Origin of the sequence: Lysobacter antibioticus, assembly GCF_001442535.1 — a bacterium.
In the GTDB taxonomy this organism is placed as follows: Bacteria; Pseudomonadota; Gammaproteobacteria; order Xanthomonadales; family Xanthomonadaceae; genus Lysobacter; species Lysobacter antibioticus.
Genome location: NZ_CP013141.1, coordinates 4818803 through 4844880 on the forward strand (window position 1 = coordinate 4818803; position 26078 = coordinate 4844880).

Consider the following 26078-nt stretch of genomic DNA (forward strand, 5'->3'; position numbering starts at 1 on the left):
CACGATCAGGCGGCGCCCGAGCGCGGCGACCGCGAGCGCGGCCGGCAGCACGCCGTCGATGGCGCGCAGCTCGCCGGTCAGGCCGAGTTCGCCGAGGAACTCGTACTCGTTGAGCGCTTCCAACGGGATCTGCCCGCTCGCGGCGAGGATGCCCAGGGCGATGGCGAGGTCGTAGCGGCCGCCGTCCTTGGGCAGGTCGGCTGGGGCCAGGTTGACGGTGATGCGCCGCTGCGGAAATTCGAACTGCGCGCATTGGATCGCGGCACGGACGCGGTCCTTGGCTTCGCGCACCGCCGCTTCGGGCAGGCCGACGATCGACATGCTCGGCAAGCCGCCGCCGAGGTGGACCTCGACCCGGACCGCGGGCGCACGGACGCCCGATCGCGCACGGCTGTGCACGAGTGCCAGGTTCATGGCGGGGCTCAGTGCTGGGGCGTGGAAGCGTTGTCGAGTTGCGCTTCGAGCTCGGCGACGGTGCGCTGGAGTTCGTCGAGCTTCTCGCGGGTACGCAGCAATACCGCGCGCTGGACTTCGAATTCCTCGCGGGTGACCAGCTCGAGCTTGGACAGGCCGGTCTGGAGTACGGACTTGAAGTTCTGTTGCATTTCCTCGCGGCCTTCGCGCAAGCCGGCGGGAACCAGAGAGCTGAGGCGGCGGGCGAGGTCGTCGATGTAGTTCAGGTCGATCATGTGGGGAAAGCTCCTCCGGCAATGGGGTCAGCTTGACCGCCGGACCGGGACCTCGCCGTCGGCCGGGGCCGTGGCGGGTTGTCGGAAAAGTCCGAAGTGGATGACGCGGTCACTACATCACGGCGCCCGCGAGGCCCGCAAGCGCTTTGTCCTCATCGTCCAACGGAGCACGCGGAGGCGGTGTGAACGGCGTCCGACGAGCGGCGTGACCCGCGTCGGACCTAGGTCGCGACCGCCTGGCACGTTATCCTGCGCGGGATTGCAAGGAGATCGACGATGAAGATGGTCATGGCGGTGATCAAGCCGTTCAAGCTCGACGACGTGCGCGAGGCGCTGGCCGAGGCCGGCGTGGCCGGCATCACCGCGACCGAGGTCAAGGGCTTCGGGCGCCAGAAGGGGCATACCGAGCTGTACCGCGGGGCCGAGTACGTGGTCGATTTCCTGCCCAAGATCAAGCTGGAAGTCGCGGTGACCGACGATCAGGTCGACACCGTGGTCGAGGCGATCATGAAGGCGGCCGGCACCGGCAAGATCGGCGACGGCAAGATCTTCGTCTGGGACCTCGAACGCGCGGTGCGCATCCGCACCGGCGAGATGGACGGCGACGCGCTTTGATCGAACGCCGGCCGGCGCTGCCGGCGCGGCCCGATCCTGCGGCCGCCGCGGCCGCGAATGCCGCCTGGGCCGTGAACGCGGCCCGGGCATGAATGCAGCGACGATCGTTCAAGCCCGAGCTTAGCGGCCTCGAACGGGCCGGCGCGCCTGCGTCGATGCGGCGGCGGCCTCGCCCTGATCGAGAAAGGTCTGCAGCGCCGGAGCGCGCGGGCGATTGACCAGTTCCAGACGATAGAGCGGGCGCGTCATCGATGCGTCTTCGTCGAGCTTGATCGTGCGCACGCGCCGCATCGTCACCAGGTCGGCGACCACGGTTTCCGGCAACAAGGCGATGCCGGCGTCGGCGGCGACGGCGTACGCGATCGCTTCGTTGCTGCCGATCTCGATCACCCGCGTCGGCTCGATGCCGCGCGCGGCGAACAGCGACTGCGCGACTTGGCGCGTGCCCGAGCCCTGTTCGCGCACCAACCAGGTCTGGCGCGAGAGCTCGGCGAGCGAGGGGCGGCGCTTGGCGCCCAGCGTGCTGTCGGTGGCGGCGACCAGGCGCAACGGCTCGCTGCGCCACAGGCTGGACTGGATGCGCGCATCCTCGACCGCGCCTTCGACGAAACCGACGTCGACCCGGCAATCGACCACCGCGCGGCTGATCTGCTCGGTGTTGCCGACCACCAATTCCACCGTCAGCCCGGCATGGCGCCGGACGAACGGGCCGAGGCTCTGCGGCAGCCAATACGCCGCGACGGTGGTGCTGGCGCCGATGCGCAGACTGCCCTGGCGCAGTTCGACGCGATCGCGCACGTCTTCGCTGGCGATACGTTCCAGGGCGAAGATCGCCCGCGCGTGCTCGAACACCGCAGAGCCGTGATCGGTCAGCTGCACCCCGCGCACCGCCTTGGCTTCGGCGCCGCTGCGTTCGATCAGGGGCAGGTCGAGCTGGTGTTCGAGCTCGCGCACCGCCTTCGACACCGCCGACTGGCTGACGAACAAGGCCTCGGCCGCGCGCGAAAAGCTCTGCTGTTCGACCACGGTCAGGAACACGCGCAGCAGGTGCAGGTTCATGGCATGAGCTCAATTCATAGATGTTTGAATTATATGTATTGGACTCCCCGGGTGCGCGGGCCTACCTTGGCGCCGCTGTCGATCCGCCGCCACCCTGGAGTCCCCTGCCGTGTCCGTCCTGAACCCGTCTTCGTCCGCCGCCTCCCCGCAACCGGGTCTGACCCGCTCGCGGGGGTTCTGGCCCGGGTTGGCGCTGGCGGCGGCGATCGCGGGCGCGGCGATGGCGCTGGCCTCGCTGCCGGCCCTGCAGGCCTGGGGCTTGAGCGCACTGACCTTGGCCATCGTGCTCGGCATCGCCGTCGGCAATACCGCTTTCCCCGCGTTCGCGGCCGCCGCCGGCAGCGGTGTGGATTTCAGCAAGGGCACGCTGCTGCGGCTCGGCATCGTGCTGTACGGCTTCCGCGTGACCTTCCAGGAGATCGCCGGGGTCGGCGTGGCCGGCCTGGCGATCGACGCGGTCGTGGTGGCCGGTGTGTTCGGCCTGGCGACCTGGCTGGGCACGCGTTGGCTCAAGCTCGATCGCGAGACCTCGATGCTGATCGGCGCCGGCAGCGCCATCTGCGGCGCGGCAGCGGTGATGGCGGCCGAGCCGGTGGTGCGCGCACAGGCGCACAAGGTGTCGGTCGCGGTCGCCACCGTGGTGGTGTTCGGCACGCTCGGCATGTTCGTCTATCCGATGCTGTACCCCTATCTCGGCCTCAGCGAACACGCTTACGGCGTGTATGCCGGCTCGACCATCCACGAAGTCGCCCAGGTCGTCGTCGCCGGCCGCGCGGTCGGCGAGTCGGCCGCCTCGGCGGCGGTGATCGAGAAGATGCTGCGGGTGATGCTGTTGGCGCCGTTCCTGTTGCTGCTGTCGTCGCGGATGGGCGCCGCGCCGGGCGCGGCCAAGTCGAAGATCGTCGTGCCGTGGTTCGCGCTCTGGTTCGTCGCGGTCAGCGGCTTCAACTCGCTGCAGTTGTTGCCGGCGCCGTGGAAGGCGGCGATCGTGCAGATCGACACCGTGCTGTTGGCGATGGCGATGGCCGCACTGGGCCTGCGTACTCACGTCGGCGCGATCCGCCAGGCCGGCCCGAAGCCGATGCTGCTCGCGGCGGTGCTGTTCGGCGTGCTGACCATCGGCGGTTACGGCTTGAACGTCGGCGTGGCGAAGCTGTTCGGTGGCGCGGGCTGACCCTCATGTCGAGCCGATACACGCATGCGATCGTGCATGCGCGTGTCGCCGCTGTGTTCGTCGCGGCTGAAGACATTCGCCTGGTCGAGGCCGGCTTCGATCGGTCTCGATCCGACGCTGCCGACGCAAACGTTCGGATAAGCGTGGCCTGACTGCGTCCCGAGTGCCCAGGTGCGGCCATGCCTGCGCGAGGCTCCGTGGTTTCCGTCGTCCCTGCACTCTCGCCGTCTGCATCCAGACGAAATCGGCTCGCGCATCCGCGACGAAGTTGGCGACGCATCTCGACGACGATGAAAGCCGCGATCGAATCGCATACGGCGAGATCGCCAGCGTGCTGCTCGAAATGTGCTGAATAACACTCGCATCGTTCAGTTCTATTCGATTCGAGGTCGAGCTGGGTCAGCAGGTGACGCGTCGCGTCAACTATCCGGCAGTGGCGTCAAGTGTGCTTTTTAGCGCTCAAGAGCGAACGGGCTGTCCATGGTTACCGCTCCACGGCTGGCACGAAATTTGTGACGCAGTTAGGAATATGGAGCGGATCGATCAATGGATGAAGTGTGCTACTGCGTCTTGGCCCGTATGGCCGGGCTGTCAGGCGCAATACGAACAGCGCAAGCGTATTCGTAGCGCGCGGTCGCGCACCTGTCGCGCCGCAACGGCCGGCGTCATAACCCCTCGCGATCTCTGTCGATTCCATTGCGTCGGTCCCCGCGCATCGTTTTCGCGTGCGCGACGAACGGGGCCAGGCCTATCTGAAGCAACGGGAGCGGTGCAGTGAAGTCGCAAGAATCTCCGGGCCGTCAGCGGCCGTCGCGCCTGTGGTTCGCATGTTTGTTGAGCGGCGCAGTGGCTACGGCGGGCGCGCAAACCTCCGACCCGGCCGAGCGCGAACTTTCGCGCCAACGCGAGCGCGAGCGCGCTTTGCGCGAACAGCAGGAGACGCGGCCGGACGTGCGCCTGGATAAGCGCACCGACTCGGTCGCCGAGCGTTTACCTGCCGACGAGTCGCCGTGTTTCCCGATTCGCGAATTGCGGCTCGCAGGCGAGCAGGCGTCGCATTTTCGATGGGCGCTGAAGGCGGCCGATGGCGACTCCGATGGATGGGCGGGGCGTTGCCTCGGTGTCCAAGGCGTCAACGTGCTGATGAAGCGGGTACAGAACGCGATCATCGCTCGCGGCTACGTCACCACCCGCGTGTTGGCGCCGCCGCAGGACCTCAGCAGCGGCATCCTGGCCTTGACCGTGGTGCCGGGACGGGTCAGCGCACTGCGTTTCTCCGACGGCAGCGGCCCGCGCGCCAGGCTGTCGAACGCCGTGCCGGCGCAGCCGGGCGAGTTGCTGAATCTGCGCGACATCGAGCAAGGCCTGGAGAACTTCCAGCGCGTTCCCACGGTGACCGCGGACATCCAGATCGCGCCGACGGCCGCGGCAAACGCCGCGCCCGGCCAGAGCGACTTGGTCGTCGCCTGGCAACAGCGTTCGCCGTTCCGGGCCAATCTGGGCCTGGACGACGCCGGCAGCGAGGCTACCGGCAAGCTGCAGGCGAACGCGACCCTGTCGATCGACCACGGCCTGGCCTGGAACGACTTGTTCTACGTCAACCTCGGCCACAGCGTCTTCAACGGCAGCGGCAAGGGCACGTCCAGTTGGACCGCGCACTACGACTTGCCGTTCGGCTACTGGATGCTGGGCGCGACCGCGAGCGGCTACGACTATCGCCAGACCGTGGCCGGTGCCAGCCAGGACTACCGCTACAGCGGCTCCAGCCAAAACGCCGAACTGCGCGTGGCGCGGCTGTTGTTCCGCAATGCCCACAGCAAGTTCGGCGTGTACGCGCGCGGCTGGTGGCGCCAGTCCGACAACTTCATCGACGACACCGAGATCGAAGTGCAGCGCCGGCGCAATGCCGGTTGGGAAGCGGGCTTGACCTACAAGCGCTTCATCGGCAAGGCCATCGTCGACGCCAACCTGTCCTATCGGCGCGGCACCGGCGCCTTCGATGCGCTGCCCGCGCCGGAGCAGCCGTTCGGCGAAGGCACCTCGCGCATGAAGCTGATCGCCGCCGAGTTGCAGCTGAGCGTGCCGTGGCAGATCGGCGAACAGCGCCTGCGTTACACCGGCAGCTGGCGCGGGCAGTGGAACCGCACGCCGTTGGTGCCGCAGGACCGCTTCGCGATCGGCGGGCGCTACACCGTGCGCGGCTTCGACGGCGAGGTCGCTCTGAGCGGCGAACGCGGCTGGCTGTTGCGCAACGAATTCGCCTGGTCGCTGGGTGGCGCCCACGAGGCCTACCTCGGCGCCGACTACGGTCACATCGGCGGCCCCAGCGCGGCGTGGCAATCCGGGGACCACCTCGCCGGTGCCGTGCTCGGCCTGCGCGGGCGTTGGCGGCGGCTGAGTTGGGACGGCTTCGTCGGCGCGCCCCTGTCGGCACCGCGCGGATATCCCACTGCTTACACCACCGCCGGTTTCAACCTCGCCTGGTCGTACTGACCGGCAAGCCGTCGCGTCGCGCAGGCCTGCGCGGCGAAGGCGGTCGACTTTCCCCTGATCTACGCAGCACCGCAGCCAAGGAAGCACGTCATGAACCGCATCTACCGTCTGGTCTTCAATTGCGCCCTCGGCGTCTGGCAAGTCGCCTCGGAACTGGTGCGCTCGCCGAGCGGCGGCAGCGCCGGCGGTGGCCGTGCCGCTGCGCCGGGCCTGCGGTCGATGACCTGCGCGTTGTGGATAGCGATGGGCTTCGCGACGACCTTGCCGGCCTTCGCCCAGGTGGTGGCCGACCCGAATGCGCCAGGCAATCAGCGGCCGACCGTACTGCAGGCACCGAACGGCGTGCCGCTGGTCAATATCCAGACGCCGAGCGCGGCGGGCGTGTCGCGCAACACCTACAGCCAGTTCGATGTGAATCGCGAAGGCGCGATCCTCAACAACTCGCGCAGCAATGTGCAGACCCAACTCGGCGGCTGGGTGCAGGGCAACCCCTGGCTCGCCGGCGGCGGCGCGCGGGTCATCCTCAACGAGGTCAACAGCGCCAATCCCAGTCATTTGAACGGCTACGTCGAAGTCGCCGGGCCGCGCGCCGAGGTGGTGATCGCCAATCCGGCCGGCATCCAGGTCGACGGCGGCGGCTTCATCAACACCAGCCGCGCGACCCTGACCACCGGCGCGCCGATGCTCGCCAGCGGCAATCTCGACGGCTATCGCGTCGAAGCCGGCGCGATCCGTATCGGCGGCGCCGGTCTCGATGCGAGTGCCACCGACTACACCGACCTGATCGCGCGCTCGCTGGAGGTCAACGCCGGGGTCTGGGCGCAGCAGTTGCGGGTCACCGCCGGCGCCAACACGGTCAGTGCCGACCACGCGAGCATCGTGGCCGGGCAAGGCGGCGGTGCGACGCCTGCGTTCGCTCTCGATGTCGGCGCGCTCGGCGGCATGTATGCCGGCAAGATCGCCCTGATCGGCACCGAGCACGGCCTGGGCGTGCGCAATGCCGGCGCGATCGGCGCGCAGGCGGGCGAACTGACTCTCAGCGCCGACGGCCGGCTCAGCAACAGTGGCCAGATCCAGGCGCAGAGCAATGCCGCATTCGACCTCAGCGGCGGCGTCGCCAATGCCGGCACGATCAGCGCCGGTCAGGAACTGCGCATCGGCACCGCGCAGGACCTGGACAACAGCGGCGGCACGCTCAACGCGCGCCGCCTCGACCTCAGCGCGCAGAGCCTGGTCAATCGCGAAGGTTCGATCGAACAGACCGGGCTGCAGGCCCTGCGATTGGATGCCGGCGCGCTGAGCAATCGCGATGGCGGCCGTATCGGCCTCGCCGAGCTGTCCGCTGGTGGCGGCGGTTCCACGGGCTCCGGCGGCACGGGCGCGGGCGGCGGCAGCGGCACGGCGCCGCCGAGCGATCCCAGCGCACCGACGGTGGCACCGCCGCCGGTCGTGCCGCTGGCCGACGGTGTGCTGCGCATCGGCGGGCTGTTGAACAACGACGCCGGCGCGATCGTCGCCGCCAGCGGCATCGCTTTGAACACGAACAGCGGTTTGAACAACGACGGCGGCGAACTCGGCCTGGCCTCGTTGACCGTCGCGGCCGGCGACCTCAGCAATCGCGGCGGCACCCTGGCGGTGCAGGGCGGCGCGCAACTGCAACTCGGCACGCTCGCCAACGATGCCGGCCGCCTCAGTGTCGGCGGTGCGCTCGGCCTCAACGCACAGACCTTCAGCAACCGCAGCGGCGAGTTGCTGCACGGCGGCAGCGATGCCGTTCACTGGCAGGTCGCGGGCTTGCTCGATAACAGCTACGGCCGTTTGGCGACGAATGCCGCGCAGTTCCAGCTCGACGCCGGCAGCCTGATCAACGAACAAGGCCGGATCGAGCACGCCGGCAGCGCCGGTATGGGGTTGAACACGGGCGATTTGCGCGGCCCCGGCGGGCAGATCGCCACGGCCGGTGCGCTGCAGCTCACGGCGGGCGTCGTTGATCACCGCGGCGCGACATTGAGCGCGAACAGCCTGAACGTCGCCGCCAGTCAGTTCGACAACCGCGGCGGCACGATCCAGTCCGGTGCTGCCGGCTCGTTCACGGTCGCCAGCCGGCTCGACAACGACGGCGGTAAGGTCGCGACCCAGGGCGACCTGAGCATCGTCACCGACAGCCTCGGCAATGCCGGCGGCACGCTGCACTCGGCCGGCAGCGGCACGACTTCGATTCAAGCCGGTAGCGTGCAGGGGGCGGGCGGCACCATCGGCAGCAACGGCAGCCTGCTGCTGCGCGGCCAGAACGTCGATCTCAGCGCCGGCACCACCTTCGCGCGCAGCGTCGACATCGTCGTCGACACCTTGTCGACCGCGCGCGGCAGCTTGCAATCGGCCAGCAGCTTGGCGATCGCGGCGTCGAGCACGCTCGACAACGCCGGCGGCCGCATCGCCAGCAACGGCGACACCACGCTGAGCACCGCCCTGCTCGATAACCAAGCCGGCACGATCGAACATGCCGGCACCGGTACGCTGGCGATCCAAGCAGCCACTTTGAACGGTGCCGGCGGCACCATCGGCGGCAACGGCGTATTGGACCTGCGCGGCGGCGCTGTCGATCTCAGCGGTGGCCAGACCTATGCGCGCCAGATCGGCATTCAGGCCGGCGCGCTGAATCACGCCGGCGGCACGATGCAGGCCGGCGATACCGCAACGCTCAGCATCCGCGACAGCCTCGACAACAACCAGGGCCGCATCGCGGCGAGCGGCGACACGCGTGTGCAGGCCACCACCCTGCTCAATCGCGGCGGCACGATCGAGCACGCCGGCACCGGCACGCTCGCTGTGCAGGCCGTCGCCATCGACGGCGCCGGCGGCAAGATCGCCAGCAACGGTCAGCTGAACATCGACGCGCAATCGGTCGATCTGCGCGGCGGCGACACTTACGGCCAACGCGTCGACTTGCAGGCGGTCGACCTGATCACCGCCGGCGGCAAGCTCAGCGCCGGCGAAAGCGCGCTGCTCGACGTGCAAGCTACGCTCGACAACGCCGCCGGCCGCATCGCCAGTGGCGGCGATCTGCAGGTGCAGGCGGGTAACCTCGGCAACCAGGCTGGCTTGATCGCCAGCACCACCGCGATGCAGGTCACCACCGGCGCGCTCGACAACCGCCAGGGCCAGATACAGAGCGGCGCGACGGCCGCACTGTCGGTCGCCGGTGCGCTCGACAACAGCGCCGGCAGCATCGTCGCCCAACAGGCGCTCGGCATCGCCGCGGCCAGCCTGGACAACGACAGCGGCGTGCTGGCTTCGATCGACGACGCGGTCGCACTCGACATCGCCGGCGCCTTCTCCAACATCGGCGGGCGAATCCAGTCGGGTACCGCGATCAACCTGAATTCGCAGGGCCTGGACAACAGCGGTGGCGACATCGCCGGCGCCACGGTCGCGATCGATGCCGGCAACGGCGCACTCGACAACGACGGCGGCCGCATCGCCGGCGCGCAGACGCTGCGTATCGACAGCGGCGCCTTGAGCAACGACGCCGGCCTGATCCATGCCGGCACCGCGTTGGCCATCGACACCCGCGGTCAAGCGCTCAACAACGCCAACAGCGGCAGCGACAAGGGCATCAGCAGCGGCGGCATCTTGCAGGTAAGCGCGGGCGCGCTCAGCAACAGCGCCGGCACCGTCTATGCCGGCGGCGCCGCCACGCTGCAGGCCACGAGCATCGTCAACCGCGGCCAGATCGGTGGCCGCGACACGCTGACGCTCACGGCCGGCGGCATCGACAACCGCGGCGGCCAGATCCAGGCGCTGGGCGATACCCGCCTCGATGCCGGTGCCGGCCTCATCGACAACCAGACCGGCTTGATCGGCTCGGCGGCGCAGTTGAGCCTGAGCGCGGCCAGCCTGGACAATCGCAACACCCTCGGCGCCAACCAGGGCGTGGTCGGCGGCAATGTCACGGTCAGTGCCGACAGCGTCGACAACTCGGCCGGCGTGCTCAGCGCCGACCAGACCTTGCTGCTGCAAGGCAGCGGCGCGGTCGCCAACGTCGGCGGCCAGATCAGCGCCGGCGGCACGGTCGACATCCGCGATGCCGGCAATACCCGCACCCTCGACAACAACGGCGGCAGCATCGCCGCCGGCGAACTGCTGACCCTGCAACTCAAGCGTCTCGACGGCATCGGCAGTCTGCAGTCGGGTCTGGATGCGACGATCGCGCTCGTCGACGGTTTCGACCATCAGGGCACGATCCTGGCCAATCGGGACTTGTCGCTATCGACCCAGGGCGACCTGCGTAACGCCGGCAAGATCGGCGCCGGCGGCGATCTGGCACTGAGCGCGAACGCGCTCGACAATACCGCCAGCGGCGAGATCAGCGCTGCCGGCGGCAGTGCGCACATCAGCGTCGCCACCACCGTGACCAATCGCGGTCTGATCGACAGCGCCGACACCCGCATCGACGCGGCGCGCATCGACAACCTTGGCACCGGCCGCCTCTACGGCGACCATCTCGCCCTCGGTGCCGGCGAGATCAACAACCTGGAGGAGACCATCGCCGGTGTCACCCGCGCCGGCACCATCGCCGCGCGCGAGCGCCTCGACATCGGTGCCGGCGTACTCAACAACCGCCGCGAAGGCCTGATCTACAGCGGCGGCGACGCCGCCATCGGTGGCGCGCTCGACGGCGCCGGCCTCGCCACCGGCACCGCCAACGCGGTCAACAACACCAGCGCGATCATCGATGTCGCGGGCGCGCTGTCGATCGACGCCACCGCCATTGCCAACGTGCGCGAGAACGTCTCGATCACTCAGTCCACCGCGACTCGCGCACCGGTGCGCCTGGACCAGCCGCAATGGCGCAACAACGGCAGCAACGCCACCCTCGACATCCGCAGCAGCAGCAACTACACCGCTTATGAGGTGTATTACCTCGACCCGAACGACATCTTGTCGGACACGCCCTACATCACCCCGGATGGGGTCATGCTGCGCAAGGCGGTGGTGCGGCTGACCGCGCAGACCAGCGCCTACTACTTCGCCCGCGGCGGCATGTACGCCGCGCTCGGCGAGCGCTCGCGCCTGGGCGGCGTCGACGGCACGGTGACGATCTACTACATCGGCCGCCAGGACGCGCAGTCCAATCCCGACCAGGGCGGCAGCGACGATCCCTTCGCCGAACTGTCGCAGCCGCAGCCGGGTTCGCCGGGGTTCGTCTACCAGAGCGATAACCTGGCGTACTCCAACGCCTACGGCACCTGCACCAGCAACTGCGTGCAGTTGTGGACCTCGTACGACTACGACGACCCCGACCACACCCTGCTGGTGCCGCAGGGCACCGGCGGCGGCAGTCTCGGCGACAACGAGGAATACCGCATCGCCACCCAGACCGTCACCGAGGACACGATCGCACCGGGCATCGGCAGCGACGCGGTGATCCGCTCGGGCGGCGCGATGTCGTTGCGTGTCGACGATCTGACCAACCGCTACGGCCAGATCGCCGCCGGCGGCGATCTCTCCATCACCGGCCACGGCGGCGCCAGCCAGGTCACCAACATCGGCCAGACGCTATATCGCAGCTACGACTTCAACAACGTCAGCCACGGCTACAACGGCACCACCCGCGCCTGGTCCAACCCATCCTTGTCCGAGCAGATCGGCCAACTCGGCGGCTCGATCACCAGCAACGGCACCCTGACGATCGACACCGGCGACCTCAGCAACCTCAACCTCGGTCGCAATGCGCCCGGCGTGGTCGACCCGTCGGTGCTGCTCAACCTCAATGCAGGCTCGGCGAGCAATGCCGGCGGCGGCAGCAGCTTCGTGCTGCAGCCCGGTGCCGCCGCGATCGAAGTCGCCGCCAGCCCGGCGTCGAACGCCTCGGGCGCGTCGGGCGGCGCGGTGGCCGGCGGCGCGGCGAATGCGCCCGCGACCATCCGCACCTTGCCGGCGAACTTCGGCTTACCGAGCAGCAGCCTGTTCCGTCTTACCCTTAACGGCGGCGGCTACCTGGTCGAAACCGATTCGCGTTTCGCCAACTACCGCAACTGGCTCGGTTCGGACTATCTGCTCGGCTTGCTCGGCGCCGACCCGGCGAACCAGCACAAGCGCCTGGGCGACGGCTATTACGAGCAACGCCTGGTCCGCGACCAGATCGCCCAGCTCACCGGCCGCCGTTTCCTCGACGGCTACGCCAGCGACGAAGACCAGTTCCGCGCCTTGATGAACTCCGGCGCCCTGTTCGCGCAGCAGTTCGGCCTGCGCCCGGGCATCGCCCTGACCGCGGCGCAGATGGCGCAACTGACCAGCGACATCGTCTGGCTGGTCGAGCAGACCGTCACCTTGCCCGACGGCACGCGCACCACCGTGCTGGCGCCGCAGGTGTACGTGCGCGTGCGCAACGGCGACCTGCACCGCGACGGCACCCTGCTGGCCGGCGACGCCACCCGGCTCAAACTGCAGGGCGACCTGGTCAACGGCGGCCGCATCGCCGGCCGCACCGCGGTCGCGATCACCGCGCAAAACATCAGCAACCTCGGCGGCCTGATCCAGGGCGGCGACGTCGCCGTGCGCGCGCAACGCGACCTGATCAACCGCGGCGGCGTCATCCAGGGCACTGACCGCCTGGTCGTCAGCGCCGGCCGCGACCTGATCGTCGAAGGCACCAAGGACTACGCCCCCGATCGCCTCGCCGGCTTGTACGTCAGCAACCCGAACGGCGTGCTGCTCGCCAGCGCCGGTCGCGACCTGTCCGTGCTCGGCGCCGCCCAAGTGCGCAGCGCCGGCGACGCCGCCCTGAGCGCCGGCCGCGACCTCAGCATCGCCTCGCGCGTCGGCGACACCACGACCACCGGCTTCGGCAAGAACCGCGATACCAAGCAGTCGCTGGATGTGGCCAGCGTCAGCGCCGGCGGCAACCTCGTGCTCTCGGGCGGCCGCGACGTCCAACTGACCGCGGCGCAACTGGAAGCCGGGAAGTCGGCGGCTGTGGTTGCGGGACGCGACATCGTCAGCACGATTCTTACGACGACCGATATCAGTGACCGCGATATCAATGCCGGAAAGACCAGGACTACCAGCCGGACGGTCGATGAGACCTTGCACGGCACGACGATCAGGTCCGATGGCGACGTTGCACTGTTGGCTCGACGGGACATCGCCTTGACTGCAGCAACCGTGCGCAGCGATGCGGGCGCCGTCGTCGTATCGGCCGTTCGCGACGTGAATTTGTTGGCAGGGAAGGAAAGCCATAGCCTGGTCGAAGACAGTACTTCGAAGAAGAAGGGCTTCCTCAACAGCACCACGACCAAGACCCATACCGAAGTTCACGACACCAACGCCATCGGCACCATGCTGAGCGGAGAGAGAGTGGTGATCCAAGCTGGTCGCGATGTGGCTGGACGAGGGGCGCAAGTCGTCGGCACCGGCGATGTCGTCATCGCGGCGGGTCGCGACCTGACCTTGGATGCAGCCGAATCGACGCACAGCGAGTTGTTCACCGTCGACAAGAAGAAGTCGGGGTTGATGAGCGGCATGGGCAGCGGCATCGGCGTCACCATCGGCAGCCGCAAGCAGGGGCAATCGTCCGAACTGAAACAAACCTCCGCAGTCGGCAGCGTGGTCGGCAGTCTGGACGGCAATGTCACCTTGGCGGCCGGGCACGATCTGACGGTGCGCGGGAGCGACGTGATCAGCGCGGCCGGCATCCAGATCATCGGCCAGAACGTCACGATCGCCTCGGTCGAGCAGACATCGGACATGACCGAAAGCAGCTACTTCAAGCAATCGGGTTTGAACATCGCGATCGGTGGCGGCGTCGTCGACAGCGCCCTGGGCGCCTACAGAGCGGTCAAGCGCGGCAGCGAAGTGAAAGACGATCGACTCGCGGGGCTGTATGCCGCACAGGCGGCGTATGCCGCCAAAGACACCGCGTACGGTGTGAAGGGCATCCAGTCGGGGACATCGAGCGCGTCAGGCGGTGTCAATGTACGCATCACGGTAGGTAGTCAGAGTTCGGACAGCAAGACCGTCGTCCACGAAGTTACGCAGCGCGGCAGCAGCCTCACGAGCGGCGGCGACATCGCCATCGTCGCGACCGGCGATGGCCAGGGCAACGGCGGGGATCTGAATATTCAAGGGAGTGCGATCGAAGGCCAGAACGTGGCGCTGGCGGCCGCTCGCGACCTTAATATCAGCAGCAGCCAGAATCGTTATGAGAGCGAATCTCGTAGCAAGTCGCAAGGTGGCGAAATCGGCGTAGCGATCAGCGCCGACAGCGGCGGTGGCGCCGCGGCCGGTCTGTACCTGTCGGCCAACGCATCGCGTGGTAAGGGCGATGGTGAAGGCGTCAGCCACAACGAAAGCCAGATCAAGGCCCGCGATACGTTGAGCTTCAGCAGCGGTCGCGATACCACTTTGAAAGGTGCACAACTGGCCGCTGAGACGGTGATCGGCGACGTCGGTCGCAACCTGACCCTGACTAGCGAGCAGGACACCGACACCTACAAGAACCGAAGCGCCTCCGTCCAAGGCGAAATGACCATTGGCTACGGATTCACCGGTAGTGCCTCGGCCAGTGCGAGCAAGATCGACAGCGATTACGCCAGCGTCAAGGAGCAGACCGGCATTCAGGCCGGTGCCGGCGGCTTCGACATCACAGTCGGTGAACACACCAAGCTCACCGGCGCTGCCATCGCCAGCACGGCCACGCCGGACAAGAACCGGCTGAGCACGAACAGCCTGTCGGCCACCGACATCCAGAACAAAGCCGAGTACTCGGCGATGTCGGTCAGCCTGAGCACGTCGGGCGGCCAAGCCGGCAGCGCACCCGCCGGCAGTAATGTCTACTCGGCGCCCAAAAGTGGCGGCAGCATGAGCCCGGGCATGGGAGTGCCGCAAAACGAAGACAGCCACAACACGACCCGCAGTGGAATCAGTGCCGGTACGGTAGAGGTGCGTAATGGCGATGCGACAGCGTTGGCGAGCATCGACCGCAGCGTGACCGCCCTGCAGCAGAGCGGCCTGAAGTCGATTTTCGATGAGCAGAAAGTCAACGAGAAGATGGAGCTTGGGCAGATAGCTGGTGAGGTGGGCTTTAGAGCTGCGGGCGATCTGGCACAGCGTATGGGTTGGCAAGAGGGCAGCAAAGAGAAGGTGATCCTGCACGGCGTGATTGGCGCAGGCATTGCGGCAATGGGTGGAGGCGACGTCCTCGCCGGTATGAGCGGCGCAGCCGCGAATCAACTGGCATTCCCGGCGATCAAGAAAGCACTCGAAAGCGAGGGTATCAAAGAAGGTACGGTCGAATTCAATAGATATCTGCAACTGGCGAGCGTGGCGATTGGCGGAGTGGTGGCTGGAAGTGCTGGGGCGAGTACGGCTTTGGCAGGCGAGTTGTTTAATCGACAGCTGCATTCCTTCGAAATCGAGCGAATCAAAGATCTGGCTAACGGCGATCCGAAGCGTGAGGCCGAGCTATTGGCTGCTGCGTGCGCGCTAGTCAAGTGCTCAGCTCAATACACCACCGGATCTGCAGAGCAGCAATTCTGGGCGACAATTGAAACGGAAGGTAACAAGCCGGAGTACCAAGTGGACCGTGACTGGTTGGCTGCACAAGCAGTTGCCATGTCTCGCAACTACATGGGGCATAAATGGGAAGAGGTGCATTCGCTGTTTTCGTACACCGATGCTGATGCAATGTCGGATTGGAGTTCGCGCTATCAAATTGGTACGAGAGCTCTGGGCGGACTGCAGATGTTCGGTGGCGCCTTAGAAGCAGCTGGAGGCCTCGCACTCGTTCCTACTTGCGAGACGGGTATTGGATGTGTGGCAGCGGCATATCTAACCTTTGGTGGCTTAGACAATGCTCGCGCCGGATCTAAGACTATGTTGAGCGGTAAGCCGGCATCCACCTGGGGTGGGCAGGCGCTGCAAGGACTGGGTCTGTCGCCGAATGCCGCGGAATTAATTTACGGCATAACGCAATTGGCACCGGCTGCGGTAGAGGCGTACGCGGTAAATCGCCTTGTAAACGTTGAAGCTGCTGCAAATGCGTGGGTCAGGGGTACATATACCGGGGATAATTACTCAGCATTCAGTGATGGTGTCTATCGATATACGATGCCGGAATACGCAGGTAGTACATGGAGTATATATCCAGGGAATGTTGCTCAGAACCATCGGTACTCTCCCCCTGGTGTTGGGGCTGTCTACGCCGGGACCTCCGCGGAGACAGCTGCTGCTGAGGTGGCTAGCTATGCCGCTCTGGAGGGGAAAGTTCTGGTTTCGCAAGGTGTGGTCGTACGGAATGTATTAGATCTAACCGATCCTGCGGCTCTAAAGGCGCTAGGCGTAACAAAGGAAATGTTGACGAATGCATCGCATGGAGGCGACTCATATGCCTTAACTCATAGGTTGAGTGCATGGGCGCGGGACCAAGGGTATGAGGCTATACTCGCGCCGTCTGCGCAAAAAGTAGGCGGGGTGAATTTAATTTCGTTCCGTGATCTGGACAAAAAAGGTGGCAAGCCATGAGTGATCGTGATGATTGGGATAGGTTTGTTGCGGCGATAGCTACGGAATGGGTGGATAACCCAACGACGAGAAAGATTCTTCAACTAACTTCCGATAAAGATTTGGCGATGGCTATCTGGGCATGCCTTCGCTCCCAATCATTGGAATGGATGCAAAGAGCGGTGCCGGTGCTGGATGGGGCTAGGCCGATTGACATGCTGAGCAGTGAGAGTGCGAAAGATAAGTTGAGATGGGTGCTTATCTCGAATCCATGGTGGTAGTTCCCTGTATTCATGGTTTTGGGCAAAAATGACTCTTGATGACTTCATAATTGCAAGTGCTGCTATTGGTGTGGATCAGAGTTTTCTTAGGGAATTTCACCGGTCAGAGGTTTTTTCTCAATACTGGGCGACGCTGCTGGCGAGGCCGTCTTGAATCCTGGCGACAAGATGGAGCTGCAAGGCGCCAGGATAAATGGTGACCTCATGTGCCTGTTCTATACAACCCCGACGGATGAGCGGCTGGGGAAGAGTTTTTCTTGCGTCTCCCTGCTCAAGGCATCGCGGCTAGTTATAGGGGCGAACGACTTTGGCGGGATTTTACTGCAGAGCAGTCGGGATGCCTGGGTCGCAATGCCGAAAAAGTATTTGCTAGGTACTGTCGGTCAGATCAGGGATCTCGAAATGTATTTGGGATTTAAGCAGTAACGCTAAGCCGCAATCTGACGCTCGATGCGGCGCAATCCACCTACAGCGAAGAGCACAGCCAGACCCAAAAGAAGTCCGGCCTGATGGGCACCGGCGGCGTCGGCATCATGGTCGGCAGCCGCAGCATGACGCAGACCCAAAGCTCGACCGCGACCGAAGCGGTCGGCACCGTGCTGGGCAGTACCGACGGCCAGGTGACCTTGGTCGCCGGCCAGAACGTCAAGATCCGCGGCAGCGACGTAATTTCCGCGACCGGCACGAGCATCGTCGGCAAGGAGGTCGCGATCGAAGCGGCCGAGCAGCAGTCGCAGCAGACCTATACGACCAAGTTCCAGCAATCGGGTTTGGAACTGAGCTTGAGCGGCACCGCGGTCAACGCGGCGATGGGGGCCTACCAAGCCGGCAAGCGTGCGAGCAAGAACGAAAGCGGCGACAGCCGCACTCGGGCATTGAACGCCGCCACCGCGCTGGGCGGGGGATATAACGCCTATCAAGCGGCCGCTAATAACCCCGGCAAGAACGCAGCACATTCCGAAGTGGGGCCGCAGGGCAGCCCGCAGAACGAAGCGGTCAACCTCAAGCTCGGCATCGGCAGCCAGAGTGCGAGCGGCAAGACCGTGATCGACGAGACGACCCAGCGAGGCAGCAACATCCGCAGCGGTGGCGACGTCGCCATCGTCGCCACCGAGGGCGACCTGACCGTCACCGGCAGCCATGTCGCCGGCCAGAACGTACTGCTGGATGCGGCGCGTAACCTGACCCTGCAATCGGCGCAGGAAACAAGCAGTCAGCATTCGACCAGCAAGAGCGGCGGCGGTGGTGTCGGGGTGCTGGTCGGCCAGAGCGGCATGGGCTTCTACGTCGAAGCCAACGCCAGCCGCGGCAAGGCCGACGGCGACAGCGTCACCCATGCCGAGACGACCGTCGATGCGGCCAATACGCTGGTGCTGCGCAGCGGCGGCAATACCACCCTGCAAGGCGCGCAGGCACGCGGCGAGCAGGTCATCGCCCGCGTCGGCGGTGATTTGAACCTGATCAGCCAGCAGGACACCGACCGCTTCGAAAGCAAGGACCAGTCGGCCAGCGGCCAAGTGGTGGTCGGCTTCGGCAGCAGCGCCAGCGTTAGCTACAACCAGAGCAAGGTCGACAGCGACTACAAGAGCGTCACCGAGCAGACCGGCATCGCCGCGGGCAAGGGCGGTTTCGATATCGAGGTCGGCGGCACCACGACTTTGACCGGCGCGGCCATCGCCAGCACTGCCGATGCGGCCAAGAACCGGCTCAGCACGCAAGCGTTGATCTCCACCGATCTGCAGAACTCCGCCAAGTACAGCGCCACCAGCTTCGGCGGCACGGTCGGAACCAATGGCGGTTCGCCAAACCTGAGCATGCCGCAGAAGGAAGACGCCAGCAGCGTCACCCGCAGCGGCATCAGTGCCGGCACGATCGACATCCGTGGCGGCGACGACAGCGCCGTCGCCAAGCTCGACCGCAGCATCGCCGATCTGCAGCAGACCGGGCTGAAGCCGATCTTCGACGAGAGGCAGGTCCGCGAGCAGATGGAGGCCGGTGCCGCTGCCTTGCAGGTCGGCATGCAGGTGAGTGGAACGCTCGCCGACAAAATGCAGCAAGTCGCCGTGGCTGATCTGCGGGCAGCAGAAGCCGTCGGCGATCAGTCGGCGATCGACGCAGCCACCGCACGCCTGAATAGTTGGAGCGACGGGGGCACGAACAAAGCGCTGCTACACGGCATGACCGCTGCCGCAGCGGCCGTGTTGGGCAGTGGCGACGTGCTAGGCGCCGGCTTGGGCGCTGCAGGCGTCGAGCGCGCCAAGGGTGCGATGGCGGAGTACCTGGAGCAGCACAAGATCGCCTACGGCAGCGCCGCCTTCGACATGCTGATGGAACTCGGCAGCGCCGCGTTGGGAGGCCTGATCGGTGGCGGCAGCGGCGCCGCTGCGGCGCTGGCGGGGGATCAGTACAACCGGCAGTTGCATCCTGACGAAATCGCCTGGATCAACGCCCATGCTTCGCAGTTCGCCTTTGAATCCGGCGGTATCTCCGTCGATGAGGCCAAGCGTCGTTTGATTCTGGAGGCTGCTGCTCAGGTAGACGCCACTTTCAATCAACGATTGAACGAACATCGGCCGATCGAAGATCAAGTCGACGAGGCCGCCCTGTCGTTCTTGACCAAGAACCGCCCACAGTTCGATTGGGGCAAGGGATTCGAGGAACCTGATGCGGCAAGGTACACGGATCACACGGTGTTTCGTGACCAGCTCGCGGGCGACGTCAATGCCTATCAACAGCTTTACAACACATTCCAATCTGCCGGGCTGAGCCAAGGTGATTTACGTTACATCTATGGCAGCAGTCTGCTCGATTGGGCAGACAATGTGGGCTCCAGAAGCGCTGACCAAGTCGGCCTATTCATGGGGGCTACGAGTGCTGCCGGGGCTACTGCGGCACTAGCCGCACCGCTACTTACCAGTCTGGTTAGTCGGTGCTTAAGTTCGCTCGGGCTGTGCAATGAGCTTGGTATTGCCGGCATGGAAATCGGCATGGGGGATGCCGCTCTTACGTCTGGACTTGCAATTTCCCTCACCGCTGGAGTCGGCAAGTTTGCTTCTAATATAGTCGACGACCTAGCTCGGGAAACTGCTAGAAAAGTTGAAAACGTCGAGGGGGCGTTGGTTCGTCAGCTTGAGCCTGGCAATCCCAGAAGCTCCAGTTTGCCGCGAAATGGTGATCGGCGGGTGATGGATCAGGGAAATGTCCCGACATGTGGACCGAACTCCTGTGCAATGGTGCTAGATACTGCGGGCAGGCCATTCGATCTAGGTAAGCTTATTGTCGATTCAAAAGTTACTGAAGAAGGAGCTTATCTTGGAGATATGGCCCAGGCAATGCGAAATCAGGGAATGACTACCGCTAGGTTCAGTAATAGAGTGACCTTGCAGGATTTGGCTAAAGCTACGGCGAACGGCGATCCTGTAGTGGTGGCGATGAGGTTGGATCGTGGAGGTCATGCCGTAGTCGTTGATGGGGTTACGGTCCGTCAAGGCCAGCAAGTTGTTGCCATTCGAGATCCTGCGTTGGGTCGTCAATATTTCACTCCAGTCCAGGAATTTATCAAGCGATTTAGTGGGCAGGCTATTCTTATAGGGCCGAGGAATTGAGGAATGGATACGTACATAATTTCAGATTTGGTCGATATCGTTATTCCGGAGGGTGGACTTTCCTGTTGCATTAAGGGGCTGTTCTTCTGTTCGGTAGTAGCGAATGGCGTTGCTCCGAAATGTTTCATTAAAGACAGTTTGGACTCTTCTATGCATGTGTCGCTTCCTGATAGTGCTGCGGATTTGGTCTTATCAAGCGATGAAACTTTCGGGATGATGGTAGGCGGGAAATTTTCCTACTTTGGTCTGGATTGTATTGCGGAGGGTATTTTGAGTTGTGATACTCAGGGGGGGCTCTTTCTTCAGGGTGTGAGGAAGATAGTTCTAGGAAAAAATGGACTTTCACAGGTCTTTGCCTGGCCCGGAAGTAAGTGAGGCCTGTAAATTGATCCCGCGCTGCTCCCAGAATTGCCGAAGACAAGACGACCATGAATAAGGTTCTCGAAGACTGGACGGATTTTTGTGAGGGGTGTGCTCAATTTGATGAGTCGCGTTTCCTTGATCTTTTTTGAGCAGATTTTCGACGAAGATCAAGCCCGGGCGGTATTTCGCTATTTTCCTAAAGGCGAGGAGTTGATCGGAAATTTCCTTGCCGTGAAGCAGGGGTTGGGCGTTAAAATTTCGGAGAAGGTTGCTCAAGAAGAAATTCAAGAGGCTCTGTGTCTCGCAGGGGCTTATGTAAAGGAGTTGCGAAAGGCTTGTTCAATAGACGACGTGGAGCTCATTTCAACTATATGATAGAGCTATCCCGACATTCGAATATGACCAGGCGGCAGCATGGGAGGTTCGTAATCAAGACGGTCCTCATGCTTGGCTGGTCGAAATTGTCGGTGATTACGTTCGGTCTCATCGCGTAGTAAAAGATAAGAAGGTTGGAGCACTGTATGAGGCGTGCTATGGCGTGGCCGCGGATTTCGATTTGAAATGGTACTTAATGTCTCCTTTGGTGGCTGCTGATATAGATTTCTCCTTGTACTTTAAATTGTGGCGAAAAGGGTTTGGCTATTCGCTGATGAGTGGTTCTTTGTTGATATATCGGCGCTGATTGACCTCCCTGTTGCAGAGAGCCATTGCGGGCGCCAGAAACTCCTCAGCGTCTACTTCTTCGCCCAAGAGCTAGTCCCGGAGATCGCCTCTTCAGGCAGCAAACGTCTGAGCAAGGACAGTGAGAGGTTCCGCGTCGTGCTCGCTCAGGGTTTCGAGGAGCGCGGCCTGAAAGTTTCTTCGATCGATGCGTTGGCAGGCGGCGCTGCGCTCCCGTCTTCGAACGTCGTTCGCCACACCATTAGCCCGATAGAGACCGGGTCTGTGAAGGTCTTGAGCGATCAGGCGAAGACCAATGCCTTGGAGCTGGCGCGGAGTCATCGTGCGCAAGAAGCTTCGCTGCCGGCGACGCATCGCCTGGTTTTGCTGCCCGAGCGGCTGGCGCACAACACAGGCATGCGCTGGACCTGGCAAGGGCCGCGCAGGTGACGGGCGTCAACGCCTATTCCTTCAAAGTCTATTGGCTATTCGAGGACGCGGCTGATCGTCCGGTCGTTGCGGGATCGACCACCGCGACTTTGGATGTTCGCGGTTTCCCCGCGAAGGACATGGTGGATCAGATCATTGCCGAGCTGGAGCGCCAAGGAGTTCGCTGGTCGAAACCCTCCACGCCGGCACCGTAGCTCGATTGAATTTGTACACAGGCGCGTTGTGAGAAAAAACTGTTCGATATCGCGTCCGATGGCAGTCATCGGCTTGAATCGGTAATAGGCGAAGCGCAGATATCGCTTGAAAAGCACATATATCCGCATATCGAACTGTCGATCTGCACCTGTTAGGATCGAACTCCAAACAGGGGCAACATATTCTTATGAAATTACATTTAACGGCGGCCGCCGCCGCACTGCTGTTCGTCGCTGGCACCGGTATCGGGCATGGCGCGAAGAAACAGCAGCCTTCCGCTACGGCTTACCACCAGAAAGCGCCCGAAGATGCCGCCAAGGCATTGTTGGAGCTGGCGCTCGTGCAGGCCGGCAAGAACGGCAGCTGGGAACGTATCGGGGCCGGCCGGGTGTATTACCTCGGCGGCTTGAAGGCGCAGGGGCAGGCGGTGTTCGACGCGATTCTCTCGGGCAAGCACGAGGACAGCGATGTGTATCGCATCGCGCGCGTGTACGCGGAAGCCGGGGAGTGGGCGAAGGCCAAGCCTTTGTTCGATCGGTTCATCGCCGGCAACCGCGACGATGCCAAGGCGCATGCGGAAATCGGTGCGCACTACCTGTTGCAGGGCGACCGCGCGACGGCCGAGCGCATGTTCGACCGGGCGTTCGAGCTGGAGAACGACAATCCGTGGATCACCGAATATGTCGCGGGCGCTTATCTCGGGGTGAAGCCGCAGGAGTAAGCGCGATCGATGGCGAGGGCTGGTTACTGCCTGCGCGGCCATCGGGAGGTAACGGCAACGACGGGTGGATAGATCATCGCCGTCGACCGACGGCAGATTTCGCGGCTCAGTCGAAATCGCTGCGAAGCAATGTTCCTGCGGTTGCTGCAACAAAAAGCCCCGCGTGAGCGGGGCTTTTTGTTGACCGACACCAAGCGCGATCGATCGCGCCGCGCGGGGCTTACTCGCCCAGCGCTTCGGCGACGAAGGCCGGGGTCGACAGCGCGCCGCGGTGGATGCCGGCGTTGTAGTACTTGCTGGCGAAGGTCTTGGCCTGGGCGTCGGCTTCGCGGAACTCGAAGTCGCCTCCCTTCTGATCGGCATGCTTGCGCGCCAGGGTGCAGCTCCACCAGCCGGTCGGGTAGCACGGCTGCGGGAAAGGCAGGGTCTTGAAGGTCTTGAAACCGGCCTTGCCCATCTCGGCGCGCATTTCCTTGATCAGCTCGATCAGCATCAACGGCGATTCGGACTGTTGGACCAGGATGCCGTCCTCGCGCAGGGCGCGGAAGCAGCTTTCGTAGAAGGCCTTGTTGAACAGGCCTTCGGCCGGGCCGACCGGGTCGGTGGAGTCGACGATGATCAGGTCGACGCTGTTCGGCGCGCGGTTGGCCATGTAGGCGATGCCGTCGTCGAACAGCAGCTGCGCGCGCGGGTCGTCGTTGCGGTCGCACAGTTCCGGGAACCACTTCTCGGCCATGCGCGTGACCTGCTCGTCGATGTCGCACTGCACCGCTTCGGTCACGCCGTCGTGCTTGAGCACTTCGCGCAGGGTGCCGCAGTCGCCGCCGCCGATGATGACGACGTTCTTCGGCGCGCGATGGGTGAACAGCGCCGGGTGCGACATCATCTCGTGGTACAGGAAGTTGTCGCGCGTGGTCAGCATCACCGCGCCGTCGATCAGCATCAGGTTGCCCCAGTCGGTCGTCTCGAAGATCTCGATCTTCTGGAACGGCGATTGGACTTCATCGAGCTTGCGGGTGACGCGGTAGCCGATGGACGAGCCGGTCGGCTCGAAGTTTTCGTAGTGCCACGTCGGTTCGGTAGTCATGCCGTTGCTTCCTGATAAAGGCCGTGCGGGTTGGGCGTTGCTGCGTGGGACGGTGTCGAGCGCCGGTGCCGCGTGATCGCTGGATCGGATCGGCGCGGGCGCGCCTGGCCGGCAGCGGGTTTCAGGGCCACGCTTTCGAGGCCGGGGGCGCGGATTGTAGCGGACCTGCATGAACGGACGTCGTGAGCGCCCCGGGTTTGCCGATCCGGCCGGCCCAGGCCCCCGCGGCGGGTCCCCAGCGGGGGTACGGCCTGTAGAATGCGCGTTCCCCACACTGTCCGGTAACACGCCGATGTCCGACTGGTCGCTCGATCAGGCCCGCAAGACCTACTCGATCCCCCACTGGTCCGAAGGGTATTTCGACATCGACGCCGCTGGCCGGATCGCGGTGAGCCCGCGCGGCGAGCGCGGCCCGACCGTGGCGCTGCCCGAGGTGGTCGACGCCGCCCGCGCCGCCGGCGCCAAGCTGCCCATGCTGGTGCGTTTCCCGGACATCCTCGGCGACCGCCTCGGCAAGCTGCAGAGCGCGTTCGCCCAGGCCATGCGCGACTGGGACTACACCGGTGGCTACACCGCGGTCTACCCGATCAAGGTCAACCAGCACCAGGGCGTGGCCGGCACGCTGGCCTCGCACGCCGGCGAAGGCTTCGGCCTGGAAGCGGGCAGCAAGCCCGAGCTGATGGCGGTGCTGGCGCTGAGCCGGCCCGGCGGGCTGATCGTCTGCAACGGTTACAAGGACCGCGAGTACATCCGCCTGGCCTTGATCGGTCGCAAGCTCGGCATGGAGACCTACATCGTGGTCGAGAAGCCATCCGAGCTGCAGGTCGTGTTCGAGGAAGCCAAAGCGCTCGGGGTGAAGCCGGGCCTCGGCGTGCGCATGCGCCTGGCCTCGCTCGGCGCCGGCAAGTGGCAGAACAGCGGCGGCGACAAGGCCAAGTTCGGGCTCAGCCCGCGCCAGGTGCTGGACCTGTGGAAGCAGTTGCGCGACAACGGCCTGCAGGATTGCCTGGGCCTGCTGCATTTCCACATGGGCTCGCAGATCTCCAACGTGCGCGACATCGCCAACGGCATGCGCGAGGCGACCCGCTATTTCGTGGAACTGTCCAAGCTCGGCGCCAACGTGCGTTATATGGACGTCGGCGGCGGCCTGGGCATCGACTACGAAGGCACTCGCTCGCGCAGCTATTGCTCGATCAATTACGGCGTCAATCAGTACGCCTCGAACATCATCCAGCCGCTCGCCGAGGCCTGCCAGGCATACGGCCTGACCCCGCCGCGCCTGGTCACCGAGTGCGGCCGCGCGATGACCGCGCACCACGCGGTGTTGGTCGCCAACGTGTCGGAGATTGAGGAGGCGCCGGAGGGCCGCGTGCCGCCGGCGCACGACGACGAGCCGGCGGTGATCCGTCACCTGCGCGAGATCCATGACGAACTCGACCAGCGCCCGGCGGTGGAGCTGTTCCACGAGGCCCAGCATCACCATGGCGAAGGCCTGTCGCTGTACGCGCTCGGCCAGATCGACCTGACCCACCGTGCGCGCATCGACGATCTGTTCTACGCCATCGCGCATGCGGTGCGTGCGCGCCTGGACGGCAGCGAGAAGAGCCACCGCGACCTGCTCGACGAATTGAACGAGCGCCTGGTCGACAAGTATTTCGTCAATTTCAGCGTGTTCGAGTCGATGCCGGATGTGTGGGCGATCGACCAGGTGTTCCCGATCGTGCCGATCGAGCGCCTGGACGAAGTGCCGGACCGGCGCGGCGTGATCGCCGACCTGACCTGCGATTCCGACGGCAAGATCGACACCTACGTCGAGAACGAAGGCCTGGACACGTCCTTGCCGCTGCACGCCTTGAAGCCGGGCGAGAGCTACCGCCTGGGCTTCTTCCTGGTCGGCGCGTATCAGGAAATTCTCGGCGACATCCACAACCTGTTCGGCGACACCGACGCGGTCGAAGTGCGCGTGGACGGCGACGGCTATCGCCTTGCGCAGCAGCGCCGCGGCGACACCACCGACGTCATGCTCGATTATGTCGGCTACAAGCTGGCCGACCTGCGCGAGGCGTATCGCAGCAAGGTCGCCGCCGCCAACCTGCCGGCCGATGAGGCGCGCCGTCTCGACGAGGCGTTGGAAACCGGCTTGACCGGCTACACCTATCTCGACGACTCGCCGGTGGCCTGAG

At 64.6% G+C, this 26078-nt stretch carries 16 protein-coding genes and 1 pseudogene; 13 read left to right on the forward strand and 4 right to left on the reverse strand.

Annotation, left to right across the window (positions count from 1 at the left end; genetic code table 11):
• Positions 1-414 (reverse strand): annotated as a pseudogene (locus GLA29479_RS19630) (magnesium chelatase domain-containing protein); the annotation flags it as partial.
• An 8-nt stretch (positions 415-422) separates the two neighbouring features.
• Entirely contained in the window at positions 423-689 is a 267-nt protein-coding gene (ubiK, locus tag GLA29479_RS19635) for a ubiquinone biosynthesis accessory factor UbiK (RefSeq protein ID WP_057919385.1), read from the reverse strand.
• 276 nt (positions 690-965) lie between these two features.
• Between ubiK and GLA29479_RS19640 the strand changes: the two genes are divergently transcribed.
• Complete coding sequence (locus GLA29479_RS19640; RefSeq protein WP_031371341.1) at positions 966-1304, forward strand: P-II family nitrogen regulator; 339 nt, start codon at positions 966-968, stop codon at positions 1302-1304.
• 120 nt (positions 1305-1424) lie between these two features.
• On the opposite strand, the gene GLA29479_RS19645 is transcribed toward GLA29479_RS19640, so the two are convergent.
• Positions 1425-2363, reverse strand: a complete 939-nt coding sequence (locus tag GLA29479_RS19645) for a LysR family transcriptional regulator (RefSeq protein ID WP_057972582.1) — start codon at positions 2361-2363, stop codon at positions 1425-1427.
• A 157-nt stretch (positions 2364-2520) separates the two neighbouring features.
• Here GLA29479_RS19645 and GLA29479_RS19650 point away from each other — a divergent pair, with 157 nt between their 5' ends.
• From GLA29479_RS19650 to GLA29479_RS19685, 11 genes are all read left to right on the forward strand, one after another.
• On the forward strand, positions 2521-3537 hold the full coding sequence (locus tag GLA29479_RS19650) for a YeiH family protein (RefSeq protein WP_282955886.1): 1017 nt from the start codon (positions 2521-2523) through the stop codon (positions 3535-3537).
• A 774-nt stretch (positions 3538-4311) separates the two neighbouring features.
• Positions 4312-6030 (forward strand): ShlB/FhaC/HecB family hemolysin secretion/activation protein, encoded by a 1719-nt coding sequence (locus GLA29479_RS19655; RefSeq protein ID WP_144436639.1) that lies wholly within the window; start codon positions 4312-4314, stop codon positions 6028-6030.
• Positions 6031-6120: 90 nt separating this feature from the next.
• Positions 6121-16554 (forward strand): two-partner secretion domain-containing protein, encoded by a 10434-nt coding sequence (locus GLA29479_RS19660; protein WP_057972584.1) that lies wholly within the window; start codon positions 6121-6123, stop codon positions 16552-16554.
• Positions 16551-16814, forward strand: coding sequence for a DUF2384 domain-containing protein (locus GLA29479_RS24845; RefSeq protein ID WP_144436640.1), 264 nt, complete (start codon positions 16551-16553; stop codon positions 16812-16814). The genes GLA29479_RS19660 and GLA29479_RS24845 overlap by 4 nt, the downstream gene beginning before the upstream one ends.
• Before the next feature lie 150 nt (positions 16815-16964).
• Complete coding sequence (locus tag GLA29479_RS19665) at positions 16965-17240, forward strand: hypothetical protein (RefSeq protein ID WP_144436641.1); 276 nt, start codon at positions 16965-16967, stop codon at positions 17238-17240.
• A 14-nt stretch (positions 17241-17254) separates the two neighbouring features.
• Entirely contained in the window at positions 17255-20419 is a 3165-nt protein-coding gene (locus GLA29479_RS19670; RefSeq protein ID WP_345775659.1) for a hemagglutinin repeat-containing protein, read from the forward strand.
• Between the two features lie 3 nt (positions 20420-20422).
• On the forward strand, positions 20423-20794 hold the full coding sequence (locus tag GLA29479_RS24850) for a hypothetical protein (RefSeq protein ID WP_144436642.1): 372 nt from the start codon (positions 20423-20425) through the stop codon (positions 20792-20794).
• Between the two features lie 96 nt (positions 20795-20890).
• Positions 20891-21157 carry a hypothetical protein gene (locus GLA29479_RS19675; protein WP_057972587.1) on the forward strand — a complete coding sequence of 89 codons (267 nt, stop codon included), beginning with the start codon at positions 20891-20893 and terminating at the stop codon, positions 21155-21157.
• A gap of 246 nt (positions 21158-21403) precedes the next feature.
• The gene (locus tag GLA29479_RS19680) at positions 21404-21892 is read left to right on the forward strand and encodes a hypothetical protein (protein WP_057972588.1); all 489 of its coding nucleotides are present in this window, start codon (positions 21404-21406) and stop codon (positions 21890-21892) included.
• Positions 21889-22086, forward strand: a complete 198-nt coding sequence (locus GLA29479_RS24855; protein WP_144436643.1) for a hypothetical protein — start codon at positions 21889-21891, stop codon at positions 22084-22086. Before GLA29479_RS19680 ends, GLA29479_RS24855 begins: the two co-directional genes overlap by 4 nt.
• A gap of 188 nt (positions 22087-22274) precedes the next feature.
• Positions 22275-22808, forward strand: coding sequence for a tetratricopeptide repeat protein (locus GLA29479_RS19685; protein ID WP_057972589.1), 534 nt, complete (start codon positions 22275-22277; stop codon positions 22806-22808).
• 220 nt (positions 22809-23028) lie between these two features.
• Here the strand turns inward: GLA29479_RS19685 and speE are convergent, their stop codons facing one another.
• A complete protein-coding gene (gene speE / locus GLA29479_RS19690; protein ID WP_057972590.1) occupies positions 23029-23895 on the reverse strand; it encodes a polyamine aminopropyltransferase in 867 nt (288 codons plus the stop codon).
• Positions 23896-24187: 292 nt separating this feature from the next.
• Here speE and speA point away from each other — a divergent pair, with 292 nt between their 5' ends.
• On the forward strand, positions 24188-26077 hold the full coding sequence (speA, locus tag GLA29479_RS19695) for an arginine decarboxylase (protein ID WP_057972591.1): 1890 nt from the start codon (positions 24188-24190) through the stop codon (positions 26075-26077).
• Position 26078 lies beyond the last annotated feature (1 nt).

Excerpts from the sequence above, each read along its gene's own strand:
- GLA29479_RS24850 (WP_144436642.1), top strand. The coding sequence starts at position 20,423 with ATGGATACGTACATAATTTCAGATTTGGTCGATATCGTTATTCCGGAG.
- GLA29479_RS19685 (WP_057972589.1), top strand. The coding sequence starts at position 22,275 with ATGAAATTACATTTAACGGCGGCCGCCGCCGCACTGCTGTTCGTCGCT.
- speA (WP_057972591.1), top strand. The coding sequence starts at position 24,188 with ATGTCCGACTGGTCGCTCGATCAGGCCCGCAAGACCTACTCGATCCCC.
- GLA29479_RS19640 (WP_031371341.1), top strand. The coding sequence starts at position 966 with ATGAAGATGGTCATGGCGGTGATCAAGCCGTTCAAGCTCGACGACGTG.
- ubiK (WP_057919385.1), bottom strand. The coding sequence starts at position 689 with ATGATCGACCTGAACTACATCGACGACCTCGCCCGCCGCCTCAGCTCT.
- GLA29479_RS19645 (WP_057972582.1), bottom strand. The coding sequence starts at position 2,363 with ATGAACCTGCACCTGCTGCGCGTGTTCCTGACCGTGGTCGAACAGCAG.
- GLA29479_RS24845 (WP_144436640.1), top strand. The coding sequence starts at position 16,551 with ATGAGTGATCGTGATGATTGGGATAGGTTTGTTGCGGCGATAGCTACG.
- speE (WP_057972590.1), bottom strand. The coding sequence starts at position 23,895 with ATGACTACCGAACCGACGTGGCACTACGAAAACTTCGAGCCGACCGGC.
- GLA29479_RS19660 (WP_057972584.1), top strand. The coding sequence starts at position 6,121 with ATGAACCGCATCTACCGTCTGGTCTTCAATTGCGCCCTCGGCGTCTGG.